The 12339-nt window shown below is 41.3% G+C and carries 11 protein-coding genes and 1 rRNA gene; 5 read left to right on the top strand and 7 right to left on the bottom strand.

What is annotated here, in order from left to right; all coding sequences use genetic code 11:
- Positions 1-4 precede the first annotated feature (4 nt).
- On the bottom strand, positions 5-1441 hold the full coding sequence (sufB, locus tag C0J08_RS06930) for a Fe-S cluster assembly protein SufB (protein WP_212655367.1): 1437 nt from the start codon (positions 1439-1441) through the stop codon (positions 5-7).
- 74 nt (positions 1442-1515) lie between these two features.
- Positions 1516-2004, bottom strand: coding sequence for a Fe-S cluster assembly transcriptional regulator IscR (iscR, locus tag C0J08_RS06925; RefSeq protein WP_212655366.1), 489 nt, complete (start codon positions 2002-2004; stop codon positions 1516-1518).
- A 294-nt stretch (positions 2005-2298) separates the two neighbouring features.
- On the opposite strand from iscR, the gene C0J08_RS06920 reads away from it, so the two are divergent.
- Together C0J08_RS06920 and C0J08_RS06915 are read left to right on the top strand one after the other, a co-directional pair.
- Positions 2299-2817 (top strand): hypothetical protein, encoded by a 519-nt coding sequence (locus tag C0J08_RS06920; RefSeq protein ID WP_212655365.1) that lies wholly within the window; start codon positions 2299-2301, stop codon positions 2815-2817.
- 35 nt (positions 2818-2852) lie between these two features.
- Positions 2853-4202, top strand: coding sequence for a DUF2254 domain-containing protein (locus tag C0J08_RS06915; protein ID WP_212655364.1), 1350 nt, complete (start codon positions 2853-2855; stop codon positions 4200-4202).
- A 30-nt stretch (positions 4203-4232) separates the two neighbouring features.
- On the opposite strand, the gene C0J08_RS06910 is transcribed toward C0J08_RS06915, so the two are convergent.
- Together C0J08_RS06910 and C0J08_RS06905 are read right to left on the bottom strand one after the other, a co-directional pair.
- Positions 4233-5009, bottom strand: a complete 777-nt coding sequence (locus C0J08_RS06910; RefSeq protein ID WP_212655363.1) for an endonuclease/exonuclease/phosphatase family protein — start codon at positions 5007-5009, stop codon at positions 4233-4235.
- Positions 5010-5034: 25 nt separating this feature from the next.
- On the bottom strand, positions 5035-6489 hold the full coding sequence (locus C0J08_RS06905; protein WP_212655362.1) for a phospholipase D-like domain-containing protein: 1455 nt from the start codon (positions 6487-6489) through the stop codon (positions 5035-5037).
- Positions 6490-6672: 183 nt separating this feature from the next.
- On the opposite strand from C0J08_RS06905, the gene C0J08_RS06900 reads away from it, so the two are divergent.
- Complete coding sequence (locus C0J08_RS06900; protein WP_212655361.1) at positions 6673-7026, top strand: YkgJ family cysteine cluster protein; 354 nt, start codon at positions 6673-6675, stop codon at positions 7024-7026.
- 64 nt (positions 7027-7090) lie between these two features.
- Here C0J08_RS06900 and C0J08_RS06895 read toward each other — a convergent pair whose 3' ends face one another.
- Complete coding sequence (locus C0J08_RS06895) at positions 7091-9112, bottom strand: NADPH-dependent 2,4-dienoyl-CoA reductase (RefSeq protein WP_212655360.1); 2022 nt, start codon at positions 9110-9112, stop codon at positions 7091-7093.
- A gap of 117 nt (positions 9113-9229) precedes the next feature.
- On the opposite strand from C0J08_RS06895, the gene C0J08_RS06890 reads away from it, so the two are divergent.
- Positions 9230-9832 (top strand): TetR/AcrR family transcriptional regulator, encoded by a 603-nt coding sequence (locus C0J08_RS06890; RefSeq protein WP_212655359.1) that lies wholly within the window; start codon positions 9230-9232, stop codon positions 9830-9832.
- On the opposite strand, the gene C0J08_RS06885 is transcribed toward C0J08_RS06890, so the two are convergent.
- Positions 9818-10726: a DMT family transporter gene (locus tag C0J08_RS06885; RefSeq protein ID WP_212655358.1), complete on the bottom strand. Its 909-nt coding sequence runs from the start codon at positions 10724-10726 to the stop codon at positions 9818-9820. The genes C0J08_RS06890 and C0J08_RS06885 overlap by 15 nt on opposite strands.
- 107 nt (positions 10727-10833) lie before the next feature.
- Here C0J08_RS06885 and C0J08_RS06880 point away from each other — a divergent pair, with 107 nt between their 5' ends.
- Entirely contained in the window at positions 10834-11769 is a 936-nt protein-coding gene (locus C0J08_RS06880) for a LysR substrate-binding domain-containing protein (protein WP_212655357.1), read from the top strand.
- A gap of 326 nt (positions 11770-12095) precedes the next feature.
- Here C0J08_RS06880 and rrf read toward each other — a convergent pair.
- A 5S ribosomal RNA gene (gene rrf / locus C0J08_RS06875) occupies positions 12096-12210 on the bottom strand.
- Between the last annotated feature and the right edge of the window lie 129 nt (positions 12211-12339).

Below are 12339 nucleotides of genomic sequence, written 5' to 3'. Positions count from 1 at the left end.
TTCCTTAACCTACTGAGCCTTCAAGGCTTATTTCTAGTAACTTGCCAGCTTCAACGGCAAATTCCATTGGTAATTCTTTAAACACTTCCTTACAGAAGCCGTTCACTATCATGGATACCGCTTTTTCAGGGTCAAGACCACGCTGACGACATAAAAACATCTGTTCATCGCTGACTTTAGAGGTGGTTGCTTCGTGCTCAACAATAGCCGATGGATTGCGACTTTCTACGTAAGGGAAAGTGTGTGCTCCGCACTGATCCCCAATCAACAAGGAATCACATTGAGTGAAGTTACGAGCACCTTCAGCACCTGGGTTCATACGAACAAGCCCACGGTAACTGTTGTTACTTCTGCCTGCTGAAATACCTTTTGAAATGATGGTAGATTTGGTGTTTTTACCAATGTGGATCATCTTGGTGCCTGTATCAGCTTGCTGACGGCCACGAGTCAGGGCAACAGAGTAGAACTCACCCACACTATTGTCACCTTTCAAAATACAGCTTGGGTATTTCCAAGTGACAGATGAGCCAGTCTCAACTTGAGTCCAAGAAATCTTGGCATTGGTATGACAAATACCACGCTTGGTCACAAAGTTGTAAATACCGCCTTTGCCATTTTCATCGCCCGGATACCAGTTTTGCACGGTAGAGTATTTAATTTCGGCGTTGTCTAAAGCAACCAATTCAACAACGGCAGCGTGTAACTGGTTTTCGTCACGTTGCGGTGCCGTACAACCTTCAAGGTAGCTAACGTGACTGCCTTCATCTGCGACAATCAAGGTTCGCTCAAATTGGCCAGTATTTTGTTCATTAATACGGAAATACGTCGACAACTCCATTGGACAACGAGTGCCTTTAGGAATGTAGACAAAAGAACCATCCGTAAATACAGCGCAGTTCAAAGCGGCGTAATAGTTGTCTTTTTTAGGGACCACACTGCCAATATATTTTTTAACAAGATCAGGGTATTTGTGAACCGCTTCAGATATAGGGCAGAAAATCACGCCCGCTTCTTCAAGCTTTTCACGAAATGTTGTGACAACAGAAACTGAATCAAATACAGCGTCAACGGCAACACCCGCCAACATTTGTTGTTCAATGAGAGGGATACCAAGTTTCTCATAAGTACGCAGTAACTCAGGATCAACTTCATCTAAGGATTTAGGTTTGTCCTTCATACTCTTTGGTGCTGAATAGTACGAAATAGACTGAAAGTCTATTTTGGGATAATCCACCAAAGCCCAATCAGGTTCTTCCATTTCTAACCATTCACGAAATGCACTTAGGCGCCATTCGAGCATCCATTCAGGCTCACCTTTCATTCCAGAAATACGACGAATCACATCTTCATTCAAACCAGGCTCAAAGGTTTCTGATTCTACATCAGAGACAAAACCCGCTTCGTATTCCCGTGCCAGCGCCTTATCTATCTGCTCAGTCATATAAAAACTCACTCAATGTTAGCCACTAACACGCTGAGAATCAGCGTATTCAGCTTTATTAATTTATTCTTTATTCAATCAACAATGGCCGCGCTAATTTTGTCATTTTCGAGACAACGCTGTCGGCTTTCGTATTCTTGCCGTTCTGCAACTTGACGCACATCATTTCGACGTACCAATTGATCTAGGCTAATTTGATTTAAAAAATCGTGTATCTGATCGCTCAAATCACACCAAAGATGGTGGGTAAGACAAGTGTTACCGCTTTGACAATCACTTCGCCCTTTACACCCCGTTGCGTCGACTGATTCATTCACCGCATCAACAATCTGAGCAACAAAAATCTCATCATTAGAACGACTTAAACGATATCCACCACCTGGGCCTCTCACACTACTAACTAGTGACTTTTTACGAAGCTTAGAAAACAGCTGTTCAAGATAAGATAACGATATACCCTGTCGGCTTGAAATATCAGATAAAGACACAGGTCCTTGATCCGAATGCAATGCCAGATCAAGCATGGCGGTTACCGCATAACGACCTTTTGTTGTCAGGCGCATAAACTATCCAGTTAAGATTATTCAGTGGTTGTAAATACTACACAATTCCTACTGTTTTGATCAAGTATTTACCTGACTATTTTAGTAGGTTATTAATAATCCCAAATTTTGCGCGTATTTTACGACAACTAACAGGAAAATAAACCGCTGAATGATACAGAGATGTAACAATGAGGTACTAAAAACGGCAAAGAGTATTTAAAATGCTCTACATGTGCACAAAAGCCTAATTCGTTTCATCTTAATGGTCGCCCTGCTAAGATGAATATCTAAATACAGCAAGGAGAACACATCATGCCATCCAAAGTTAATGATGATAAAAAGACTCAGGAAGAAGCGCCTAAAAAAAGCTCTAAAAAACTGATCATCGCTTTCTTTCTGTGCTTCATTTTTAGTGTGGCATCCTCTTCAGGTATTACTTACTTTCTTTTAAAACCAAAGCAAGAAGACATTCAGACTGCTAAAACCATAAGCGAACAAGGTGCCTTACTGTCCAAATTTGAGCAATCCCTTGCCAAACAAGATAGCAAGATAAAAGCAATTGAAGAACAAAATGATGTGCTGAAGCTTTACTTAAGACATAGCAGCGCAACAGCACTAAAAAATATTTTAATTGACCAGGAACGAAATATTCAGGCTTTTTTAAAGGTATTGAAATCCGCCATGAGAGACCTAGCAACTCTCAGCCCACGAACATCAGAATGGAATGACGATTATCAGTATCAACTAGACTTAGCGTTAAAAGGCAGTATGGAAAGAGAGGATCTCTTAAAACTACTTAAAACGGGTGAGCCAAACGATAAAAGTCAGTAATCTAATCACCAACTTACAGCCGAGGATGTAAACTTTTGCGATTATCTACAATGAGAAACGCCAAGGCATTGAGAGTCTATGACAAGGTTAAGACCAGTTTCTGGTTTACGCCTTGTCTAATTTTATCGCTCACTATTTTAAGTTGCATATCTCTGCTCTTTATTGATCTTTACGCTGGCCTACATTCATTAAATTGGCTTCACTTTCTCTATCATGCCGACCCAAGTATTACTCGCGACCTTCTAACGACAGTCGCAGGCAGTGTAATGACCGTGGTCAGTATCACCTTCTCAATTACCATTGTTGCCTTAACGAATGCCTCATCCCAATTTGGTCCAAGACTCATTCGTAATTTCATGGAAGATTCAAGCACGCAAATTGTTCTTGGCGTCTTCATATCTCTATTCGTCTATTGTCTGATTCTTGTTCGAACAACAGACAATTTCGCAAACAGCGCTTTTCTTCCGGGCCTTACCATTGCTGGGGCCATAGCGATGACGCTATTCGGTATCCTTCTGCTTATCTATTTCATTCACCACGTCTCACTGAACCTACAGTCCGACAGTGTCATAGACAATGTTTATCAAGAGTTGCAATACAGTATCGGCCTCATCTTCAAAGAACAAAAAGAGGAAGAAGACAACTGTTCATCTGTGAAAAAGAGGCAAAAAAAAGAAACAAAACAATCTGAAGATATCAAAGAATTTGAATGTGAAAGTCATTCATGCGGCTACATTCAAGCGATTAACTACGCCAATTTAACCAGTTTAATGAGCCGATTAGATGGGCACTTAAACATCTCTGTAAACCCTGGAGATTTTGTTGTTAATCGCATGGTGATCATGACATCTAATATTGAAACATTCTCAGAAGAAGACAGAAAAATTTTACACGAATCGTTTACTCTAGGCCCCAAACGTACACCACTGCAAGATCCTGAATTTGCCGTCCACCAGCTGGTCGAAATCGCATTGAGAGCACTGTCTCCCGGCATAAACGACCCCTATTCCGCCATCGCCTGCATTGACAAATTAACGGCAGCCGTTTGTGATCTGACACAAAAAAACTTTCCTGAAGGCATTACCTATGATGAAAATGGAAAAGCGAGAGTCACTTATAAGACAACGTCATTCAGAAACTTAGCCAATATTGCTTTTGATCAAATTCGCCAATACTCAAAAACATGCTTAGCCGTACAACTTCGCCAAATAGAAGGACTCATTCGTATTGCAGAGCAAGCCAATGACTCAACACATTGGTCCTTTATTCAACATCAAAAACGAATGATAGAGCACGAATTAGAGCAACAACAATTAGTAGATTTAGATAAGAAAGAGACCTCTAGTCGCTTACAAGTTTTAGGTAAACTATTAGAGAATGCCTGACGGTTAGTCACCGTCAGGCTATACCGTTATTTAACCCTCTATAAACTGCAGCGATAAACTGATTGGGTAATGATCGGAGGAGTGAATATCGGTATGAACACAAACATCAACCACTCTAAGGCCACGACAATAAATATGATCAAGATGCCGAAATAAGTGACCGAGTCTTGGCTGACGTTGAATCTGAACTTCCTCTAAAGAGCATGAGATTGCCAATTCATTAAAGTACGCCATTCTTTTTCTGTTCCAAGTATTAAAATCACCGGCAAATAAAATAGGGCCATGATGGTGCTCTAGTGCTTGAAAAGCTTGATCTAAATGGGCTCTAAACTTCTCAAAAGACACAAAGTTAATCATGTGTGTATTAATGACTAACAAAGACGGCTCAAGAACCGTTCCTTCACTATTTGCTAAAGGATACTCTGTCGCTAGCATCATTTTTTTAGTATTAGTCACAGGCTCACTGTGAGCTGACACGGAAAAAAAGTGCTTACTTGCCATGACACTGGATCCCGTTTTCACCCCTGTTTCAATATTAGATTTTACGTTTTTAAAGCTACTCGCCATTATCCATTGATGTTCTGAAGACTGGTAAAAAAGACCATCAAATGGCGAGTTTAAAATAGCCTCTTGCAGAAGAATCAAATCCTTATCCTCTGCAAGAGAAGCAAAGTCATTCTGCCAACCCTTTCGCTTGCATTTGAATACATTCCACAACAGCACACTGATGTTGGGGCCCATCACATTTTTTGAGGCACGGCCCATAACCTTTAAAGACTCTACAGCGCTATACCGGCTTTTGATCATTAGGAAACCTCAAAGGAAATCAAATTCATAAATAAGGAGAAAACAAACGAAGCAGGTTGTTACGGACTTTTTTATAAATAGAAAGATGACTGACATCTTCCGCTAGCACTTCCTCAGAATCGAGCTTTTTCGATTCATACAGTTCCGTAAGTTGATGATTAAGAGCGCCATCAAAGCACTCTAAATTAATTTCAAAGTTAAACTCTAAACTCCTTGCATCCCAATTCGTAGATCCAATAAAGGACCAAATATCATCAATAAGAACGATTTTACTGTGATCGAATGGTCGCATATTTTTATAAATTTTGATGCCATGCTCTATGATTCTTGAGTAATTGGCTTCCATCACCCAATCAACAAAAAGAATATTACTGTGCTTAGGAACAATAATTTCTACTGATACACCACGCAACGCCGCGGCATGAAGAGATGTCATTAAGGTTTGATCAGGAATAAAATAAGGTGTAATGATCTTAACGCTTTTTTCTGCACACACTAGCGCATTGATTAGAGTCCAACGAATTCTGTTATGGTTTTCATCCGGCCCATCCTGAATAACGCGAGAAACAACTTTACGATCATCTTGCTGGCTCACAGCCCTCGGACTATACGCAGGAAACTGAATCACCTCTTTGGTGGCAAAATACCAATCCTCAATAAAAACTTGGCTAATCTGATCAATAACAGGACCCGTAACTCTAAAATGAACATCATCAATCGGATGTTTTGCGGAACTAACCAAGTTATTTTTGCTGATATTCATTCCACCAATGTACGCTTCCTCACCATCGATACAGAGGATTTTTCTATGATTCCTTAAATTAATAAAACGAATACTCGTTAGTGAAATGGCAGGCAAGAACTGTGCGGTTCTCACGCCAAGTTTCTTTAATGCCCTATCAGATTTACGCCAACTGTAACCAACACCAATACCATCAAGCAAAACCTGCACAACAACGCCTCGCTCCTGAGCTTGTGCCAGCGCATGAACAAATTGTCGCCCTAGAGAGTCGTAGTCAAAAATATAGCTCGATAACACAATGTGCTTTTTGGCCGACTCAATAGACTTGATCATGGCTGGATAAGCGCTATCACCATTCACTAATGGCTCTATGCCATTATCATCGACGTAATTTACAGGGTGAATGGTGTACCCAGCGATAATAGAAGAATGCCAATTTTTCGGTAGACTATGAAAAACAATACAATCTTCCTCATAACGAAAGTCTTGTTTTAGTTTTTGAGGATGCTCCCTTTTCGCCATTCGTTTAATGCGGTTTATACCAAACAGCCAATAAATTATGCTACCTAAAACAGGTGACAATATGACTAAGCCAATCCAAGCAAGAGACGTACGCTCATTTTCTTTAAACAAAAGTACGTGAAGAGAGGTGACAACCGACAGACCGAAATGCACCACAACAATAATAGTGACCCAGTGAAAGCTAATCCATTCAAACAATGACTCTAATACCTGCATAAACTCCAACCCCAATACTGCGCAAGGACGTGGCCGCAACTTTTATCAAACATTTTAGATGTGATAAGTTACACCAATAATCAACGAGATAAAGTGATTTTCAGAAAGCTTTTAAGGTATTTGGGTAAAATGGGACTCATAGATCGACAATAAGGCTAAATCAGCGACCTAAGGCTAGAAAATATGACGAATGACAGAGACATCATTGCGCGACTAAGAGAAAGAATCCCCTCCTTTGCGTGCAAACCAGGCTGCCACGATTGTTGCGGACCGGTCACAGCCTCTTCAGAGGAAATGTTACGTCTACCCGTAAAATCTGATGCCGAGCACGATGCCGCTCTTGAAGAGTTTAACTGTGTTCATTTAGGACCGAATGGTTGTGAAGTGTATGATGAACGTCCGTTGATTTGCCGACTTTTTGGCACCACACCAAGAATGGCTTGTCCAAACGATTGCGGGCCAGAAGTCATGGTCGATACTGAAATAGAAGCACAAGTTCATGACTACATCGCCAACACAAGACAAGTACTTGTTTAACTATCTCGCACTCATTAAAAAACGAGAGTGGTGAAAGCACCACTCTCGGAATGTTCAGTCAATGTTATAAAGCGCAAGCCAACAAGGTGCCTTGTTTAATGGCGCGCTTCGCATCCAATTCAGAGGCCACATCAGCACCGCCAATAAAATGCACAGGCTGACTAATGTCACTTTCTAATAACCGATTCGGCTCCTGACCGGCACAAACCACAACAGTATCAACATCAAGACAACGTGCCTCGCCATTCACCGTTAAATGCAAACCGTCATCATCAATGCGCTGATAATCACAGTGAGACAAAAAGACAACGCCTTTTTTTAATAACTCGGTACGATGAATCCATCCGGTCGTTTTACCTAAATTCGCGCCAACCTTGCTTTTTTTACGTTGTAACAAAAAAATCTCACGTTCCGCTGATTCAAATACTGGCTCCATACCTTCCACACCACCTCGAGCCGAAAAGTTCATATCTACCCCCCATTGAGACATGAAATCTTCAATGCTTTGCGCTTTATGAGTGGTTGAATACAACAGATATTCACTGATATCAAAACCGATACCACCAGCCCCAATCACAGCAACTCGTTTGCCAACGGTTTTGCCTTTCATAACCTCTAAGTAACTTAATACTTTTTGATGCTCTATGCCTTCAATCTCTGGTGTTCTGGGCAATATCCCTGTTGCCAATACCACTTCGTCAAACTTCTCGCTTTCCAATAGCGCCCCATCAACACGAGTATTTAACTGAAGGTCCACGCCTGTCAGTTCAACTTGGCGAGAAAAATAGCGCAAGGTTTCATAAAACTCGCCTTTGCCTGGAATGCGTTTGGCTATATTAAATTGCCCACCAATTTCATTACTGGCATCGTACAGAGTTACCTTATGACCGCGTTTTGCCGCTGTAGTCGCAAACGCCAAACCAGCTGGGCCTGCTCCGACAACAGCTATGCGTTTAACCGATGTTGCTGGGGTAATAATGATCTCAGTCTCATGACATGCTCTTGGATTAACCAAACAAGAGGTCATTTTTTGCTCAAATACATGATCCAAACAAGCTTGGTTACAAGCGATACAGGTATTAATCTCGTCAACACGGTTTTGCTCTGCTTTTAATACAAATTCTGGATCAGCAAGAAAGGGACGCGCCATAGAAACCATGTCCGCATCACCACGGGCAAGTACTTGTTCCGCGACATCAGGCGTATTAATTCGATTTGATGTGACTAAAGGCACAGATAAGGACTTACGTAGCTCTGCCGTCACCCATGTAAATGCCGCTCTTGGCACTTTAGTGGCAATAGTTGGTACTCTTGCCTCGTGCCAACCAATACCCGTACTGATGATACTGGCACCCGCATTCTCAATAGCAAGACCAAGCTCTATCGCCTCTTCCAAATTACTGCCACCTTCCACAAGATCCAGCATAGATAAGCGATAAATGATGATGAACTCTTTACCAACTGCTTCTCGAACTCGACGGACTATTTCAACCGGCAAACGAATTCGATTAACGTATTCCCCACCCCATTCGTCGTCCCGTTTATTTGTTCGTACGGCGATAAATTGATTAAGGAAATACCCTTCCGAGCCCATGATCTCAACGCCATCATAGCCAGCCTGCTTAGCTAACTTAGCGGCATTCACAAAATCATCAATTTGCTTCGCGATCCCTTCTTCATCCAAAGCGTTCGGTTTAAATGGGTTGATTGGCGCCTGTTCCGCTGACGGCGCAACTAATTTAGGGTTGTAGGCATAACGTCCTGTATGCAGGATTTGCATACAAATTTTTCCACCTTCTGCGTGCACGGCATCCGTTATAATTTGGTGCTTTGCAACATCTTCATCTGAGGCCATTGTTGCAGCGCCAGCATAGACAGCCCCCTCAGAATTAGGTGCAATACCACCTGTGACAATAAGCCCAACCCCACCACGAGCACGTTCAGCATAAAAAACAGCCATTCTCTCAATGCCGCCTTTCACCTCTTCTAAACCTAAATGCATAGACCCCATCAATACGCGGTTTTTTAACTGAGTAAAGCCGAGATCAAGTGGTGTAAATATTTTTGGAAAGGTTGAATGCTGCATAATTGTGACTCGCTTTGTTTATTATTTTTCGATTGCGGCTGCCCGCACGCAATTTTGACACTGTCAAGATAGGTTTTCATTTTGACATTGTCAAGATAGAAGTATTTAATCTGCTCCATGTCGACATTAAAAACACAATATCACCACGGTGATCTCAATAAATCCTTACTCGAATCCGCCTCTTTAATCATCAAAAAGCAAGGCGTAGAAAGTCTGAGTATGCGCAAACTTGCAGACACAGTTGGCGTTTCAAGAACGGCACCTTATCACCATTTTAAAGATAAAAACGCATTACTCTGTGCTATTGCAGAACAAGGCTTTTGTGAGCAAGAAAAAATTCTTAGTGATTTAAGAAGGGAAAAAAACACGGCGGAAGAAGGCTTCAAAAAATACGTTCACGCCTATGTAGAATACGCGCTGCAACATAATGAAACCTATGACCTAATGTACGGTAGAACACTTTGGAAAGCAGGTAACCCAAGCGACTCACTAAAAGCCGCCTCTAAGCAAACCTTTAAAGCGTGGATCGACTGGGTAGAAGAATTACAAGAGCAAAACATCCTACCAAATAACAATACACCGCTCAGAATAGGACAAACCACCTGGGCTAGCTTACACGGACTGGCCAGATTATTTATAGATGGTATCTACTTAGATAAAGGTGATCTATCCGATATGATTGAACAAATGATTAAGAACCTTTGCTCAACCGGCACCTAAATTGGAACGCGTATTCGACAACAATTGCTCTTTTTTCAAACGTCGAATATCCTTTTGACTTAAATAGAGCAAAGGTAAAATAACAAACAGTGACCCAATAAAAACGCTTAAATCTGGCGCCTCACCAAAGATCCACCACCCCAGTAAAAACGCGAAAATCAATCCTGAGTACTCGGCACTTGTTACTTTACTCGATGCCACATACCGATAGCCAATCAGACAAGATACACTGTATAAAATCGAACAAATCGATGACAAAGCAGCAAACATCACATTGCCAATATCAAGCGCTTCACCTTCCCAAATAGCTAAGACACAGACCATTGGAAGAGCAAACATTTGTGTCACAAACAAACCATATAGCATGCTTTGTTCTTGAGGCAATTTCTTAATCAATAAGCTATTAGCCGCTAGAACAATGGCAAACAAGATCGCACTCATCATTGAAAAAGTAATTTCTGTCGGTCTTAGAATCACCAAAATACCGATAAAGCCTAAAATAGCGGCAAGTACAACATCCATACTTAATCGCTCTTTGTAGAAAAAAGCGCCAAACAACATAATGAAAATAGGCGCGGTATAAAACACCGCATTGGCTGTTGCCAATGGCAATTCCGCTAAAGAAATAGTCAGCAGAACCCCAGCCAATACCCACATATTGCCACGGATAAAGTGAAGCTTTAAACCCAAGGTTGCCGTTGCCCTATCAGAGTTCAAGTACCTATGCACTGCGATAGGAAAAAGAATAAGACACATAAAAACGGCACGAAAAAACGTGAATTGAAAAATTGCCACATCAACGTCTGCCATCTTGATAAAGACATCACATAAGGTCGCAAAAAAGCTCCCTAATACAAGAATTAAAATGGCACTGCTGACTGTACGACCTGACACGATGTTTCACCTTGAAAATACGAATTATTGGCAATAGCTTAATAACTACACATCATTAGATAAAATGATATATTTACATTTAATATTAGTTATTTGGATAATGAGACATGCTTCCTCCTCTAAAATCGTTACCTGTCTTTGAAGCCGTCGCTAGATTAAACAGCTTCTCTTTGGCTGCCAATGAGCTCAATGTCAGCCAAAGTGCGGTTTCTCATCAAATCAGAATTTTAGAGAATCACTTAGGAGAAAGCCTTTTTCATCGACAAGGAAGAAACCTTGAATTAACAAAGGAAGGCAAACACTATCTAGACTCAATCAGTAATTCATTATTGCAGATTGAAGAAGCCACCAATCACATCAAAGGCCAACATAAAACGAACGTCAGACTGGCTGTATATAGTTCATTCGCTGTTTATTGGCTCATTCCAAGACTTCCAGAACTCAAGCACTTATACCCACACCTCGAGCTTAGTATTGAAATGAGTCACGGCATGCCGGAACTTTCTGATCGAACCGCTGACTTTTTCATTACCACAGAACGAGAAAAACGGGGTTTTCTCATTGAGCCCTTTTATCAAGAAGAACTATTTCCAGTCTGTAGTCAAAGCTATTTAGAAACCATCAAAAGTAAATTAGGCGCCATTACTTATCAGGAGCTCGCTGAAAAATTGAGTATCGATCCAAACTCAATCGCCCAATTTCCACTTATTACTTCCTATAGTGTCTATGAACGTCATATAGAGGACTGGAAACGCTGGTTTACCAATTTATCTTTGCCACTGCCTGACTATATTCAATTCCACCGATTTAGCCATCTCATGCTAGCTTATGAAGCCGCAAAGCACTCGCTTGGAATCGCCTTGGTCAATGACTACATGATGAATGAAAAAGACGATGAAACACCACTCATTAAGCTCCCTTGCAGTGCTTTTAAAACGGGTGAAAATTTTTATATCGCCTATAAGGAAAGTAGGAAGGATGAAGAGGCCATTCGCTCATTAAGAAGATGGTTGAAAAAAGAGGCTAAAAACTTGATTAGCTAAATGAGTACCTAGCGAGTCATCTCTTTAGCCTCTTAATCATTAGAAATAATGTAACAAAGATAGTTGAGCAGTATTTTGCCTCAAATCATCCTGCTTCTGTTGCTCTAGTTTTGCTCGAACTTGCCAGTCATTATCAATTAAAGAAGACCATTCAATTTTACCAATCTCGAGAGATTTGCGGGATGCTTATCCCCTTGCGGGACTCTCACATGCGTATCTTTGGTAAAGAGCCCGATACGCACTTGCTTGGTAGGAAAATCCTATTACACCGCCAATACGAAAAAACCCCGCCCTGCTGAGCAGGACGGGGTTCTTTTCAATATAAAGCTTGACGACGACCTACTCTCACATGGGATCTCCCACACTACCATTGGCGATGGCGCTTTTCACTTCTGAGTTCGGGATGGGATCAGGTGGTTCAACGCCTCTATGATCGTCAAGCAATTCGTTTTGCGTTTTGTTCTGGTTGGACGTTGTCGTCTCACCAAAACACGCGAATACGTGCTTGGATCTTTAACAATTCATTTTGAAATAGCGATAACCAAGTATCAAACCGATGCTTATCATTGC

This window comes from Marinomonas sp. CT5, assembly GCF_018336975.1.
Lineage (GTDB): Bacteria > Pseudomonadota > Gammaproteobacteria > Pseudomonadales > Marinomonadaceae > Marinomonas.
Note: the sequence above shows the minus strand (reverse complement) of the source record. Positions and strands in the feature narration are given on the sequence as shown.